Origin of the sequence: Pantoea pleuroti (assembly GCF_014156615.1) — a bacterium.
Lineage (GTDB): Bacteria > Pseudomonadota > Gammaproteobacteria > Enterobacterales > Enterobacteriaceae > Pantoea > Pantoea agglomerans.
The window spans coordinates 67,262-81,576 of sequence record NZ_SBFD01000006.1 but is presented as its reverse complement, the minus strand read 5'-3'; the positions used below and the strand labels follow the sequence as shown (position 1 = coordinate 81,576).

Here is a 14,315-nt window from a genome sequence, read left to right as displayed (position 1 = left end):
GCTAAAACTCAAACTGATAGAGCAAATCGAGAGCCTGATCCACACCGGATACGGCTTCCAGATAGAGTTTAGGCATCAGGCGGTAACGCAAGGTTAACGTCGCCAGTGAATCAAATATGCCAACACCGTATTTTACCTGCAGACCCGGTAGCACATAGCCGCTGACCTGCACCTGCTGGCTGTCGCCAACACCGGCAGTATCAACAGCGAGATTGCTGACACCGAATGTCTCCCCGATTTTACCCACAACCTGCCCACTTTGTGCAACCCCTAAGCCAACAAGTGCTGAAGTGAGGGCGTTACTGTCGCCGTCGCTGCCCAATCCCTGACCGCGCAGCAGATAGGAAAGCGCTTCCTGTTGCGACATCGCCGGATCGGAGAAGACTTCCGCTTTTGGCTCATCCGCCAGGCCAGTGACGCGCAGACCCGCGGTGACGCCATCCTCGGTAGCATCCGGGTTACGGATGGCTTCCAGGTTGACGTAAGGCTGATCCGGCGGACCGGCAAACTGCAGCTCGCCTTTACGCACGATCAGATCCTGACCATAAGCGTGGAAGCGACCGGACGGAATGTTGATCTGACCGTTCAGGCCGAGTCCTGACTTATCCTGCACCATTTTCAGATCGCCATTCAGCTTCGCTTTCAGGCCAAACGCAGAGAGTCGCACATCGTTGCCGACGTGGATCACCAGATTGCTGTTAATCGGAATCGCGGCGGTTTGCGGTGCAATCGGCTTCAGCTGTTTATCCAGCAACACCTCATCCGACGAGACGCCGGTGGCGCTTTCCGGTACTTCCTGCACCGTGATGCGCGCCCATGGAATATCGACCCGGCCATCAAGATTAAAGGCCGCTGGCGTCGCTTCAAACACCAGATCCGGCGAGACATCCATGCGCACCATCGGCGGCACGGTCACGCGAACCCGGCTACCCTGCGCCGCAATGCGCGCACGCCAGTTGTCGAGCTGGCTCCAGTCTGCGTTACCGCTGAGGTTGATATTGCCCTGCCCGGTCTGCACCAGCCCGTTCAGGGTGGAGCTCATGCCGTTAAATACCAGATTCAGGTTGGCACTGGTCAGATCAACCGGCATAAAGTTGCCATCCACATCCACACCCGTCAGGCCAAGCTGACCAAATACCTGCGGCTGCTGCACGCTGCCGCCCAGGCGCAGGCTGCTGTTCAGGCTGCCTTTGATCTTCTCGCCCTGCATCAGCGCCGGATTGAGCATCGCCAGCGAGACATTGCGGATGTTGACGTTACCGCCCAGCGTACGGCGGTTTTGCGGTTCGTCGATCTGCACATTGCCATCCAGCTGACCGTTATTGGCGATGCGGATCAGCCAGTCGAGCTGGGCGCGTCCGTTTCGCAGCGCGGCATTGAGGTTCAGCGTGTCAAAGGCGATCGGCAGATTGTTGCCCTGCACATCCTGCACCACTTTCACGCCGTTGCCCGTCAGCGCCACGGTACCGGTCGGCAGGCTGCCATCGGAAGTCCAGTTGACGCGCACGTCGCCGCTGAACAGGCCGCTAAGCTGAGTCGCATCCGGCATAAACGGCTTCACCATCGCCAGGTCAAAGCGATTCAGCACCACATGCGCCTTGCCTGCCGGGCCCGCTTCAACCGGCTCCGGCACACAAATTTGCGCATTGGGGTTCTGCCAGCAGTGCGGCCCGATGGTTGCCGTCTGGCGGCTGTTCAGATAGTCGATGGCCATGGCGCGGGTCAGACGCCACTCACCGACTGGCGTATCAAAGTGGGTGTCGTTCAGCGACCCTTTCCAGCGCTCGGTCTGGCGATCAAAGCTGCCGTTCAGCGCCAGCTGGCCAGAGACCGGTTTGCCCTGCACATTGAGCTTCAGCTGATGCTGATGCTCATTGCCGTCCGCATTCAGCGTCAGCAGGCTGATGTTCAGCGCATCCTGCTTCAGTTGCTCGACGCGCAGTTGCAGTTTACCCGCCACCTGCTCGCCGGAACGGACGTCGCCATTCAGGGTGACGCGATTGATCTGCATCTGCTGCCAGCGCAGACCACGGGCATTGAGATCGGCCAGCAGCTGCGGTGCCTTCAGGGTGCCACGCGCTTTTATTGTGCCGTTGATGACGCCGCCCAGACCCGGCAGCGCATTGTCGAGCTGGGGCGCGTCGATGCTGGCATCGAGATCCAGACTGTCGCCCAGCGCCCCTTTAACATCCAGATGGTTGCGTCCCAGCGCCAGCTTAATGCCCGGCACCGTCCACTGGTTGTAGCTGTTACCGGTCAGGGAGCCATCAGCGGTCACGGCGTTCTGTTTCACATTGCCTTTCAGCTGTAGCTGCGGCACGCTCAGTTGCCAGCTGCCGCCATACAGACTGCCGCGGGTGGTGATTTTGCCATCCAGCCGTGCTGGCCAGTCGGGATACTGTTTAGCGGTATTAATTCCCGCCAGCGTCAGTTCACTGCGCCAGCTTATCGCCTTGCTCCAGTCCACCAGCGCGGTGAGATCGATATTGCCCTGCAGCGCAGCCACGCGCAGGCGGTCGAGGCTGAACTGCTCAACGTTGCCTTTACCCGTCAGCGAGATCGTCGCCGGTGGTACAGATTCACCCTTCACGGCGGTCTGCAGCGACATCACATAGTCGGTGGCTTTGCCTTTGAACTGATAGTCCAGGTTATCCGCCTGATACGCTACCGGACCGGTCAGCGGCCAGCGTAACTGCGGACTGGTCAGCTTCAGTGACAGCGGCAATCCCGCCACCGCCAGCTGGGTCGTAGCGTCCAGCTGGGCATTCACCGGACCGGAGAGGTTCAGCCCCATCTTCAGCTCGTCGCGCATCGCGCCATTAAGTTTCAGCGCGAGCTTTTCGCCTTTAATCGGATCGGTATTCACTGTGCCGTTAAGGGAGAAATCGACCGGCCAGTTATCCGCCAGCGTCGCCTGACCGCTACCCTTGAGGTTGCCGAGGTTCGAGTCCACCTCCAGCGTGCTGAGCTGCATCTGGCGGTCAGCGGTTCTGGCTTTCAGCAGCAACCGGCTCACAGAAATATCGGTGTCGCCGGTAATGCGCAGCTGTTCACCCAGAATCTGCTGCACCTCAATATCCAGCGGCAGACGGAAATCAGGCATCTCAGGCAGCAGGGGTTGCGCAAACATCGCCTGCAGCGTTTCACCCAGCGGTTTTTCAGCAGGATGTGGCTGCTGGACTTTCGGCTCCACCACCTCGTCATTGACCACTTTCGCCGCTTTCGGCAGCGCAATCAGCAGGCTTTGAATATGGGTCGGGTTCAGCGTCAGCGCACGATCCTGCCACTGCAGGCCGGTAGTGAAGTCGAGCAGCGATATTGCGGTGTCATCAACTTTGACATTGATATTGTGCAGGCCAAAGTGACGCAGCGTGATGGGGTATGGCGTGCTGAGGTTAGTGTTGCCACTCTCCTCTTCCGGCGCTGGTGCGGCTGGCGTCATTTTCTTGCTGTCGACCACCACGCTGATATCGCGCAGGGAGACATCGTTAACGCACACGGAGGAGTGCAGCAGGCAGTTGAGATCCACCGCCAGATGAATTTGCCCGGCATCGACACTGACGCCAGGCATTTCGTAACGCAGACCGTTAAGGGTCAGGTTACGCCAGCCCCCATCGACCTGTTTGATTGACAGGCCCGGCACCCAGCGCGACGCACCTTTCAGCACTAAATGCAGCCCAGGCGTGGTACCGATTAAAAATGCTACGCCGCCCAACAGCACGACCAGAAAGATCAGAATGCCGATCAGGACCTTTTTCCACAGCTTCATAGTTCTGGCCCCAGCCCTACGTAAAATTGTAATCCATGCTCTTCGTCATCCCCGATGGGTCTGGCGATATCAAATTTGATTGGGCCAACCGGTGAAGACCAGCGCACGCCGACACCCGCACCGGTTTTGACGTTACTTTGCTTGATGTCGTTAACCGCTTCGCCCGAGTCGACAAACACCGCGCCCCACCATTTCCCGGTGACGTTGTACTGATATTCCAGCGATCCGGTGGCGAGTTTTGATGCACCGGTGAGTTTGCCGTCATCATCGCGCGGTGAAATATTTTTGTATTTGTAGCCACGAATACTGCGGTCACCACCGGCAAAGAAGCGCAGATCCGGCGGCACTTTGTCGAAGTCGTTGGTTTCGATCCAGCCCAGATTGCCGCGCGCCACAAAGCGATGACTGTCGCCTAGGGTACGGATCCAGACGTTTTGCGCCTGCAGGATCAGGAAGTCGACGTCTGAACCCCAGGTGGTATCAGAGACGTCTGCCGAATAGCGCTGTGAATCGCCCCAGGTCGGCATCAGGCCACCACGGGAACGGGTGCGGTTTACGCTGACGCCAGGATAGAGCAGCATAGTGGTGTTGGTCACGCTGCCCTGAGTAAAGTGATCCAGGCTCCAGCGCAGGTTGACCGCCTTCTGCCAGCCGCTGCTGCTGTCCCAGTTGCGCGACATCGCAAGCGTCGTGGTATCTGCTTTGGTGTCGTTGAGGTCGGTGCGCTTCAGGCCGCCGGAGAAGGTGTAGTACTGCTCAAGCGGGCTTTTCAGCAGCGGCACTTTATAGCTGAGATCGACCTGCTGTTCCGGCGCGGAAACATAGGCGCTGGCCGCCAGGCTGTGACCGCTGTCGTTGATCCACGGTTTTTTCCAGGTCCCTTTCAGGCGCGGACCGACGTCTGTGGAATAGCCGACGCCGGTTTCAATGGTGTTTTCGGTGCGGGGTGACATTACTGCGCTCAGCGGCAGGAATTTGGTCTGTCGTCCCTTGCTGAATTCCGGCGCGACCACCACCGAATTAAACCAGCCGGTGGCGGAGAGGCGGCGATTCAGCTCGGCTAAATCGCGGGAGCTGTAGTAGTCTCCCTCTTTAAACGGCACCAGGTTTTGCAGGTACTCTTCGCGAATTTGCGATCCCTGGAAAGTGACGTCGCCGAAGCGATAGCGTTCGCCACTGTCGTAGTCGATATCCCAGAACGCTTCACGCCGCTCCACCGAGACACCAAGCTGGCTTTTTTTAAACGTGCCGTCGAAATAGCCGTTACGCAGTGCGAGATTAGAGAAGCCGCTTTTGAATTTGTCATATTGCCCGTGGTTAAGCTGGCTGCCCACTTCAGGGCGTCCCTGCTTCACCCAGGCTTTGTAATCCGCGTCATTACGCGCATCGCCTTCGACCACAATCGTGCTGCCGCCGATTTTTACCGGTTCACCAGGCGTTACATGTGCCACTAATACCGGTCGTCCACCCTGCGCAGGCGCGGGGCGGGATTCGAAATCGATGGTGGGCTCGTAATAACCGAGCGCGCGCAGCCCCTCTTTTATCGCAACAGAAACGCGCGCGCGAAAGCGGCCATCATTAGAGACCTCATCGCTGCCGATGGTGGACAGACGCGCTCTGACATTCTTTTGCAGATCCCCGGATAAGCCGTCTACCTGTAATCGCACTGTTGCCGCCTCAAGGGCGGGCGCGGCAAGCAGCAGGCCAGCCATGCAATAAACATAAAATCGTGGCACCTGTACTCCTGTTAATCATGCCGGCCCCTTTTCCGCGGGGCGCTTATTAATCTTCTTTGCCCGCACTACCGCAACGGCAACATCCTCATCATAGCCGCACTTTATGGCAAACGGCGGAGCAACACTGACATCTAAGTCAAATAACGGGGCTATTGTCGGTAAATGGGGTGAGCGATACAACTCCTGCGGGTCGGAATGATCAGTCCGATATGACTCACTCAGATAAATCCGAGTCTGTAACCGGCCGCTCTGGCTGCTAATGCGCCCTTAAGCAGCGGTTTGCCCTCTGGCGGCGCGATGAGCGCTCCTGCTATAATCGGCCACCACAGGCATGCCGCCTGTTTTCATTTCTGCCCCGACATGGCGTTTGTTGTCGAACTGGCGCAGACATTTTTGGCACGGATAGCTTTGTTTCACGGATAAACCAACTCTGTTTGCGCTTACCCACGCTGCCCAGGCCAAAAATGACAAGTGGATAACCCTTTGGATCTCATATGTTAGATAGCTTACTTGTCATTCTGTTACTGATCGTAATCAGTGCCTTTTTCTCCCTGTCGGAGATCTCGCTGGCGGCCGCCCGTAAGATCAAACTGAAACTGCTGGCCGATGAAGGCAACGTAAATGCGCAGCGCGTGCTGAAAATGCAGGAAACGCCGGGCATGTTCTTCACCGTGGTGCAGATTGGCCTCAACGCCGTCGCCATCCTGGGGGGTATTGTCGGCGATGCGGCGTTTTCACCGGTTTTCAGCGGCCTGTTTAACCGGTTTGTCTCGCCGGAACTGGCGGAGCAGCTCAGCTTTATCTGCTCCTTCACCATTGTCACCAGCCTGTTTATCCTGTTTGCTGACTTAACCCCAAAGCGGGTCGGCATGGTCGCACCGGAAACCATCGCGCTGCGCATCATCAACCCGATGCGTTTCTGCCTGCTGATAATGCGTCCATTGGTGTTTCTGTTTAATGGCCTGGCTAACGTCTTCTTCCGTATTTTCAAGCTGCCGATGGTGCGTAAAGATGACATCACCTCCGACGACATCTACGCGGTGGTGGAAGCCGGTGCGCTGGCTGGCGTGCTCCGTAAGCAGGAGCATGAGCTGATTGAAAACGTGTTTGAGCTGGAGTCACGTACCGTTCCCTCCTCCATGACCTCACGTGAGAATATCGTCTGGTTTGATCTGCATGAAGATGAGACCAGCCTCAAGACCAAAATCGCCCAGCATCCTCACTCGAAGTTTCTGGTCTGCAGCGGCGATATCGACCATATCGTTGGCTATGTCGACTCCAAAGAGCTGCTGCTGCGCGTACTGGGTAATCAGAGCATGGCGCTGAACAGCGGCCTGCAGATTCGCTCAGCGCTGATCGTGCCGGACACGCTGACGCTCTCTGAAGCGCTGGAAAGTTTTAAAACCGCCGGAGAAGATTTCGCGGTGATCATGAACGAATATGCGCTGGTTGTAGGCATTATTACCCTGAATGATGTAATGACCACGCTGATGGGCGATCTGGTTGGTCAGGGTATGGAAGAGCAGATTGTGGCGCGCGATGAGAATTCATGGCTGGTTGAAGGCGGTACGCCGATTGATGACGTGATGCGCGTGCTGGACATTGATGATTTCCCGCAGTCAGGTAACTACGAAACCATCGGCGGCTTTATGATGTATATGTTGCGCAAGATTCCGAAGCGTACCGATTTTGTGAAGTTTGCTGGCTATAAGTTCGAGGTGGTGGATATTGATAGCTATCGCATCGATCAGCTGCTGGTCACCCGCATCGATGAACGACCACCGGTGCTGAGCATGACAAAAAGCGAAGAAGAGTAGAATGACCAGCAACCTGGCCCAGCAGGTATAATTGCTTCAGGCAGTCTGAACACGGACAGCGCGGAACAATCCGAAGCAGACGTAGTCTGTGAGAATTGTGAGCAGTGCTCAGGTTCAGAGTAACAAATAGAATGGCCTGACTGGCCAGACACTAAGGGCGCCGAGGGCGCCCTTATGATTAGTTGAACTCAAGTTTGAGACGAACGACCTGGCGGTTAATTTCTGACATCACGCTCAGGTGCTGTTTGTCTTTGACGCGCGGGATTAATACTTTCCCTTTGTCGAACTCGAACGCGCCGACGTCCTTGATATACAACCTTCCTTTGAACAGCGTTTTTACATATTTCGCTATTTGTAGCGGATTATAGCGCTGGAAGATCTTCATACTGACTAACTCCTGTACATTTTTAAGCACGCTTCGCCGTTTCCAAATTTGGTTCCAGCCCATGAAGCGCGAATTCGCGATAACTATAGAACACTCAAACCTACTAATGTTCCTAAAAGTGATTTTTTTTACTGAATTGACACATCATTACAGAACACTCTGTTATCAGGCTCACACAACACAGTATAAACCTTCGTTGGTTAAGGAATTGTGGCGGCCATAACAAACCTGACACCTTTCCAGGACAGGCGCATCATCCCTGCTTACTATTGCAGTAAAATGACTAACTGGTCTGATCACTCAAGGAAATAGCAATGCGAATAATTCTGGCAGCTTTAGCGTTGTCTTTACTGATACCGGCAAGCGTGATGGCTCATGACCTCAGGCAGGATATGCGGGTACCGGCCGTTGGCGTGAACGACAAAGGCGAGCTGTTATTGCAGCAGGATAAGTTTAGCTACAAAAACTGGAATAGCGCGCAGCTCAGCGGAAAAGTTCGCGTGGTTCAGCACATCGCGGGTCGCTCATCCGCTAAAGAGATGAATGCCGCATTGATCGAGGCGATTAAGGCCGCGAAGTTGCCGCATGATCGCTATCAGACCACCACCATCGTGAATACAGATGATGCCATTCCCGGTACGGGCATGTTTGTACGCAGCAGCGTCGAGACCAACAAGCAGCAATATCCGTGGTCGCAGTTTGTCGTCGACAGCAAGGGCAATGTGCAGCATGCCTGGCAGTTACAGCCGGGCGGTTCCGCCATTGTGGTGCTGGATAAGCAGGGTAAGGTGAAATTTGTGAAGGATGGATCGCTGACGCAGGATGAAGTGACGAAAGTGATTACGCTGGTCACATCCCTGCTGAAGGATTAATCGCTGAAGCCCCGGTGGGAAGAGAATCGCCCGCCGGGGTTTCAGCCTTCAGCAGGCTGAGCGCTCAGACAGCGTTAAAACAGTGAAACGCGGAAGCCAGGATTAAGGAAGGATTCGCGCGGCGCGTAGTCCAGAGTTTTACCCTGCCAGTCGTGCACATGCGCGCCCGCCGCCATCGCCACGGCATGGCCCGCGCCCGTATCCCAGATGTTGGTGGGTCCGAAACGGGGATAGAGCTGGGCTTTTCCTTCTGCCACCAGGCAGAACTTCAGTGAGGATCCGGTCGCGACGGTCTGATGTTCACCTAACTGCTTCAGATACTCTTTCATCTCATCGTCGTCGCCATGTGAACGACTCACCACCACCAGCGGAGGTCGCGCATCACGGACATGAATCTGTTCACGCTGACCGCCCTCCTCTTTCCACGCTTTGCCGTCTGCAGCGGAGTACATCACGCCCAGCACCGGCGCATAGACCACGCCCATTACCGGCTTGCCCGCTTCGATCAGCGCAATGTTAACGGTAAATTCGCCGTTACGTTTGATGAACTCTTTGGTTCCATCCAGCGGATCGACCAGCCAGTAGCGCTGCCAGTGCTGACGCACCTCCCAGGCGGGCGGATCTTCTTCTGACAGCACCGGCACATCAGGCGTTAACTGTGTCAGGCCTGCGAGGATCACTTCGTGCGCAGCGATATCCGCGGCGGTCACCGGCGAATCATCCGATTTGTGAGAAACGTCAAGCGGCGCGGCACCGTTATAGACCTGCATAATCGCGTCGCCTGCTTCGCGTGCCAGTTGGCAGATTTGCTCTAACATTTTTCACCTCATTGTGTCTGTCTGCTGCCGGATCAGCTCATCGTCAGATAGTGACATTTTAGCAGTTCCGCCTGAAGTACCCATTTACAGGCACTCCGGCGATTCAATTTATAGATATATCAATATCATAGTTACCCATTTATCGCCACGCCTGTGCCGCTACGCCTCCATCGTTTAAGAATCCGTCGCTGACCGATGCGCCAAAACGTTATACCCATCACGATTTAAAATGACTATCTGTCATGCTTTTACATTATTTTGAGATCCTTATTTATTTTGCAGCAGGAGCAAGCATGTTTAAGCCCGGAATGATGTTACTGGCACTGAGCGTTTCCATCGCCACTCAGGCGGCGACGGTGGATTTGCGGATACTGGAAACCACCGATTTGCACAGCAATATGATGGATTTCGACTATTACAAAGACACGCCAACCGAGAAGTTTGGTCTGGTGCGAACTGCCACGCTGATCCACGCCGCACGCCAGGAGGTGAAAAACAGCCTGCTGGTCGATAACGGCGACATCATTCAGGGCAGCCCGCTGGGTGATTACATGGCGGCCAAAGGATTACGTGAGGGCGAGATCCATCCGGTCTACAAGGCGCTCAACACGCTGGATTACAGTGTCGGTAACCTCGGTAATCATGAATTCAATTATGGCCTGCCCTACCTGAAAAAAGCGCTGGCAGGCGCGCGTTTTCCCTATGTGAACGCCAACGTGATTGATGTGAAGAGCGGCAAACCGCTGTTTACCCCTTACCTCATCAAATCCACTACGGTGGTTGATCGCGAAGGCAAGACGCAGACCCTGAAGATAGGTTATATCGGCTTTGTGCCGCCGCAGATCATGGTGTGGGATAAAGCCAACCTGCAGGGCAAGGTACGCGTCGATGACATCACCGAAACGGCTCGCCGCTACGTGCCTGAGATGCGCGCACAGGGCGCCGATGTGATTATTGCTATCCCCCACTCCGGCCTGAGCAGCGAGCCGTATCACACGATGGCGGAGAACTCGGTTTACTATCTCAGCCAGGTGGAAGGCATCAACGCCATCCTGTTTGGTCATGCGCATGCGGTCTTCCCCGGCAAGGATTTCGCTGACATCAAGGGCGCAGATATCGCCAACGGCACCCTGAACGGTATTCCGGCGGTGATGCCAGGCATGTGGGGCGATCACCTTGGCGTGGTTGACCTGGTGCTGAACAATGAGGGCGGACGCTGGCAGGTGAGCAGCGGCAAAGCACAGGCGCGGCCAATCTATGACACCGCAGCGAAGAAATCGCTGGCGGCAGAGGATCCGGCGCTGGTGAAGGTACTGGCTGACGATCACCGCGCCACGCGGGAGTTTGTGGCGAAGCCCATCGGCAAGTCCGCCGATGTGATGTACAGCTACCTGTCGCTGGTACAGGACGATCCGACGGTACAGATCGTCAATAATGCCCAGCGCGCCTACGTGGAACATTTCATTCAGGGCGATCCGGATCTGGGCCGCCTGCCAGTGCTCTCTGCTGCTGCGCCGTTTAAAGCGGGCGGACGTAAAAACGATCCGGCAAGCTATGTCGAAGTGGAGAAAGGCGCGCTGACCTTCCGTAACGCGGCCGACCTCTATCTCTATCCCAATACCCTGGTGGTCATGAAAGTCAGCGGTGCGCAGGTAAAAGAGTGGCTGGAGTGCTCAGCGGGCCAGTTTAATCAGATCGATCCCCACAGTACGAAAACGCAGTCGCTGATCAACTGGGATTTCCGCACCTATAACTTTGATGTGATTGACGGGGTTAATTACCAGATTGATGTGACCCAGCCCGCGCGCTACGACGCAGAGTGTCAGCTGATCCATCCTGAGGCCTCACGTATCCGTCAGCTTAGCTGGCAGGGTAAACCCGTCGATCCACAGGCGACCTTCCTGGTGGCGACCAATAACTATCGCGCTTACGGCGGCAAGTTTGCCGGCACCGGGGATAAATACATCGCCTTTGCCTCGCCGGATGAGAACCGTTCCGTGGTTGCAGCCTATATCAGCGCGGAAACCAAAGCGCACGGTGAAGTTCAGCCGAAGGCGGACAATAACTGGCGTCTGGCACCGATTACCTCATCTACCCCGCTCGACATTCAGTTTGAAACGGCACCGGGTGATAAAGCGACCGGATTTATTAAGCAGCATGCGCAATATCCGCTTCAGCCCAAAGGGACAGATGCGATCGGCTTTGCTCTGTGGCAGGTGAATTTACAGCAGAAATAAGGCGGGGGAAAACGCTGCAACCGGGGGGGTTGCAGCGTCCAGAATTACAGAATTTCCAGCAGTTCGACTTCGAAGATCAGGGTGCTGAATGGTGGGATAGAGGCACCCGCACCGCGCTCGCCATACGCGAGGTTCTGTGGGATCACCAGTTCCCATTTTGAGCCAACCGGCATCAGGGTCAGCGCTTCAATCCAGCCTGGGATCACGCCGCTTACCGGGAATTCCGCCGGTTCGCCACGGGCAACAGAGCTGTCGAATACGCTGCCGTCGATCAGTTTACCGGTGTAGTGAACGCGTACGCGATCCTGACGTGATGGGATTGGACCTTCGCCCTGCGTAATCACGCTGAACTGCAGGCCTGATTCGGTGCTGCTCACGCCTTCACGCTGCGCATGTTCCTGCAGGAACGCCTGACCTTCTGCGGCCATGGCTTCGGTGCGCTCACGACGCACGCCTTCAGCGCGTTCATGCACTTCACGCAGTGCGCGATGAACCACATCAACCGGTACGGCCGGCGAGTTCCCTTCCAGCGCGTCGCGCAGACCCGCGAGCAGTGCTTCTGGTTGCAGACCCTGCAGACCAGATTCCAGCAACTGCTGGCCAACCTGTAAACCAATACCGTAACTTGCTTGTGCTTCGACGCTGTCGAAAGAAGGGGTAGTCATCTTCGTTCCTTTCACTCTCGGATAAATTCGAACCGGCAGCATAGCAGCGCAGGCCGCTGGCGTAAAATGCCCTGCATCGCAGATGACTTTTGCCGGGGAAAGAGAAACAATAGAGCCGTCAATTTTATCAATGCTGGCAGGCACTTCGCGCCGGTATTGCCCATACTATAACTATCGGGGGGGATCACCCCCTCTGTAGCACACGAATAAGAGAGCAAACATGGGCCAGATAGCCCCACGACGCCGCAGGATGCGTGCAAAACATCTTGTATCCCGGCTGCAGACCTGGCTGGCCGCACGCAGGCTAAAGCAGCCTGCCGGAGAGGAGGAACCCCGCATGGCTTCAGACACGTCATCCCGCCTGCCGACATGGCTTCAGCGTATCTGGCATTTTACCGACCACATTCGCTGGATGGACCCGCTGCCTGCGCCGCACCGTCGTGGCATTGTGGCCGCACTGCTGGTGATGCTGGTGGCGTTCCTCTGGCCCGCCAGCACGCTGCGCTATCCGGTCGAGCAGCCGGTCGCACCCCAGACGGAAAAAGAGGTGCCGATGCAGGCGGATATTTATGAGAACAACAGTAGCCGCCAGCCGTCATCCTCACCGTCTCAGCAGACGCCAAAAGCCGATTCTCAGGGCGAGTGGCGCAACCTGACCATCGCTTCCGGTCAGACGCTGGCGCAGCTGTTTCGTGATAACAGTCTGCCGGTCAATGATGTGTTTGCGATGGCGCGAGTGGAAGGCAGCGATCAGCCACTCAGCTCACTGAAAAGTGGTCAGCAGGTGAAAATCCGTCAGGATGCGCAGGGGGCTGTAACAGGGTTGACGGTCGATGGCGCAAACGGCCCGGTGCTGTTTACACGTCAGCCAGACGGCAGCTTTATTCGCGCGCAGTAACGCGAACAGCGGCGATTGAAAGGCACAAAAACAAAAACGCCGGCACAGGGCCGGCGTTTGTGTAGTGCTCAGTTAATAATTAACCAGCAACTACTTTCACATTCAGTTTCGCGAATACTTCGCTGTGAACCTGGAAGCTTACTTCATGCTCACCGGTAGTGCGCAGAACGCCGTTCGGCAGACGAACTTCGCTCTTAGCCACTTCAACGCCTGCTGCAGTGACTGCATCAGCGATGTCGCGGGTACCGATTGAACCGAACAGTTTACCTTCATCGCCCGCTTTAGACGTGATGGTTACAGTGCCCAGTGCATTGATTTTCTCAGCGCGTGCAGTTGCTGCAGACTGAACGTCAGCCAGTTTGGCTTCCAGTTCAGCACGGCGTGCTTCGAAGAACTCAACGTTTTTCTTGGTAGCAGGAACAGCTTTGCCCTGTGGTACCAGGAAGTTACGAGCGTAGCCCGCTTTAACGTTAACCTGATCACCCAGGCTGCCCAGGTTTGCTACTTTATCAAGCAGAATAACTTGCATTACCTTATCCTCTTAAAGTCGTTAATGGACAGTTGCCGATTACTGATGACGATCAGTGTACGGCAGCAGAGACAGGTAACGCGCACGCTTGATGCAGCGAGCCAACTGACGCTGGTATTTTGCACGAGTACCGGTGATACGGCTCGGGACAATTTTACCGCTTTCGGTAATGTAGTTTTTCAACGTTGCGATGTCTTTGTAATCGATCTCAACAACGCCTTCCGCGGTGAAACGGCAGAACTTGCGACGACGGAAATAACGTGCCATTAGGCTAGTCTCCAGAATCTATCAATTCAATCTGCTCGGCATGGAACACCACTTTGCTCTGGCCATTTCGTGCCTGATGGCAACTAATGAAACCGTCGAGTGTGAGTTGCGTGCCGACCGTTATATGTTGAGTAATCACCTGATGGGCACTGCCGCTGATAATAACCGGCATACGACACCAGGCTTGCCGGTGAAACCCGGCCTCCTCCTGCACTGAGCGGTGCTCAAGCACGAACTGACAGTGAGGAATTCCTGACGGGCTAATTTTTCGAACCGGCGTCTTGCACACAGTGCCAGACAAGCGCAGTCGATTAACCGTCAC

Annotated in this window: 12 protein-coding genes; 4 read left to right on the top strand and 8 right to left on the bottom strand. The window is 55.9% G+C overall.

Annotation, left to right across the window (positions count from 1 at the left end; all coding sequences use genetic code 11):
* Position 1: 1 nt before the first annotated feature.
* Both tamB and tamA read right to left on the bottom strand, forming a co-directional pair.
* Positions 2-3,769 carry an autotransporter assembly complex protein TamB gene (gene tamB / locus EPG66_RS15030; protein WP_182687377.1) on the bottom strand — a complete coding sequence of 1,256 codons (3,768 nt, stop codon included), beginning with the start codon at positions 3,767-3,769 and terminating at the stop codon, positions 2-4.
* Entirely contained in the window at positions 3,766-5,481 is a 1,716-nt protein-coding gene (gene tamA / locus EPG66_RS15025) for an autotransporter assembly complex protein TamA (protein ID WP_182687530.1), read from the bottom strand. The genes tamB and tamA overlap by 4 nt, the downstream gene beginning before the upstream one ends.
* A gap of 518 nt (positions 5,482-5,999) precedes the next feature.
* Here tamA and paeA point away from each other — a divergent pair.
* A complete protein-coding gene (gene paeA, locus EPG66_RS15020; protein WP_010256442.1) occupies positions 6,000-7,322 on the top strand; it encodes a polyamine export protein PaeA in 1,323 nt (440 codons plus the stop codon).
* Positions 7,323-7,500: 178 nt separating this feature from the next.
* Here the strand turns inward: paeA and EPG66_RS15015 are convergent, their stop codons facing one another.
* On the bottom strand, positions 7,501-7,707 hold the full coding sequence (locus tag EPG66_RS15015) for a DUF1107 domain-containing protein (protein WP_003855513.1): 207 nt from the start codon (positions 7,705-7,707) through the stop codon (positions 7,501-7,503).
* Positions 7,708-8,021: 314 nt separating this feature from the next.
* Here EPG66_RS15015 and EPG66_RS15010 point away from each other — a divergent pair, with 314 nt between their 5' ends.
* Positions 8,022-8,579, top strand: a complete 558-nt coding sequence (locus EPG66_RS15010) for a YtfJ family protein (RefSeq protein WP_069025426.1) — start codon at positions 8,022-8,024, stop codon at positions 8,577-8,579.
* Positions 8,580-8,653: 74 nt separating this feature from the next.
* Here EPG66_RS15010 and cysQ read toward each other — a convergent pair whose 3' ends face one another.
* Positions 8,654-9,397, bottom strand: coding sequence for a 3'(2'),5'-bisphosphate nucleotidase CysQ (cysQ, locus tag EPG66_RS15005; RefSeq protein ID WP_031592749.1), 744 nt, complete (start codon positions 9,395-9,397; stop codon positions 8,654-8,656).
* A gap of 293 nt (positions 9,398-9,690) precedes the next feature.
* On the opposite strand from cysQ, the gene EPG66_RS15000 reads away from it, so the two are divergent.
* Positions 9,691-11,634, top strand: a complete 1,944-nt coding sequence (locus EPG66_RS15000) for a bifunctional 2',3'-cyclic-nucleotide 2'-phosphodiesterase/3'-nucleotidase (RefSeq protein ID WP_115758024.1) — start codon at positions 9,691-9,693, stop codon at positions 11,632-11,634.
* 44 nt (positions 11,635-11,678) lie between these two features.
* On the opposite strand, the gene bamJ is transcribed toward EPG66_RS15000, so the two are convergent.
* Positions 11,679-12,299 carry a BamJ family beta-barrel-assembly machinery protein gene (gene bamJ, locus EPG66_RS14995; protein WP_010256433.1) on the bottom strand — a complete coding sequence of 207 codons (621 nt, stop codon included), beginning with the start codon at positions 12,297-12,299 and terminating at the stop codon, positions 11,679-11,681.
* 220 nt (positions 12,300-12,519) lie between these two features.
* Between bamJ and EPG66_RS14990 the strand changes: the two genes are divergently transcribed.
* The gene (locus EPG66_RS14990) at positions 12,520-13,197 is read left to right on the top strand and encodes a LysM-like peptidoglycan-binding domain-containing protein (RefSeq protein WP_152551375.1); all 678 of its coding nucleotides are present in this window, start codon (positions 12,520-12,522) and stop codon (positions 13,195-13,197) included.
* A gap of 79 nt (positions 13,198-13,276) precedes the next feature.
* On the opposite strand, the gene rplI is transcribed toward EPG66_RS14990, so the two are convergent.
* The 3 genes from rplI to priB are packed head-to-tail and all read right to left on the bottom strand — an operon-like array spanning position 13,277 to position 14,315.
* The gene (rplI, locus tag EPG66_RS14985) at positions 13,277-13,726 is read right to left on the bottom strand and encodes a 50S ribosomal protein L9 (protein ID WP_039390559.1); all 450 of its coding nucleotides are present in this window, start codon (positions 13,724-13,726) and stop codon (positions 13,277-13,279) included.
* Positions 13,727-13,765: 39 nt separating this feature from the next.
* The gene (rpsR, locus tag EPG66_RS14980) at positions 13,766-13,993 is read right to left on the bottom strand and encodes a 30S ribosomal protein S18 (RefSeq protein ID WP_002210155.1); all 228 of its coding nucleotides are present in this window, start codon (positions 13,991-13,993) and stop codon (positions 13,766-13,768) included.
* A 4-nt stretch (positions 13,994-13,997) separates the two neighbouring features.
* On the bottom strand, positions 13,998-14,315 hold the full coding sequence (priB, locus tag EPG66_RS14975; RefSeq protein ID WP_031592744.1) for a primosomal replication protein N: 318 nt from the start codon (positions 14,313-14,315) through the stop codon (positions 13,998-14,000).

Coding starts and splice junctions, on each gene's coding strand:
- tamB (WP_182687377.1), bottom strand. CDS start 3,769: ATGAAGCTGTGGAAAAAGGTCCTGATCGGCATTCTGATCTTTCTGGTC.
- tamA (WP_182687530.1), bottom strand. CDS start 5,481: ATGGCTGGCCTGCTGCTTGCCGCGCCCGCCCTTGAGGCGGCAACAGTG.
- paeA (WP_010256442.1), top strand. CDS start 6,000: ATGTTAGATAGCTTACTTGTCATTCTGTTACTGATCGTAATCAGTGCC.
- EPG66_RS15015 (WP_003855513.1), bottom strand. CDS start 7,707: ATGAAGATCTTCCAGCGCTATAATCCGCTACAAATAGCGAAATATGTA.
- EPG66_RS15010 (WP_069025426.1), top strand. CDS start 8,022: ATGCGAATAATTCTGGCAGCTTTAGCGTTGTCTTTACTGATACCGGCA.
- cysQ (WP_031592749.1), bottom strand. CDS start 9,397: ATGTTAGAGCAAATCTGCCAACTGGCACGCGAAGCAGGCGACGCGATT.
- EPG66_RS15000 (WP_115758024.1), top strand. CDS start 9,691: ATGTTTAAGCCCGGAATGATGTTACTGGCACTGAGCGTTTCCATCGCC.
- bamJ (WP_010256433.1), bottom strand. CDS start 12,299: ATGACTACCCCTTCTTTCGACAGCGTCGAAGCACAAGCAAGTTACGGT.
- EPG66_RS14990 (WP_152551375.1), top strand. CDS start 12,520: ATGGGCCAGATAGCCCCACGACGCCGCAGGATGCGTGCAAAACATCTT.
- rplI (WP_039390559.1), bottom strand. CDS start 13,726: ATGCAAGTTATTCTGCTTGATAAAGTAGCAAACCTGGGCAGCCTGGGT.
- rpsR (WP_002210155.1), bottom strand. CDS start 13,993: ATGGCACGTTATTTCCGTCGTCGCAAGTTCTGCCGTTTCACCGCGGAA.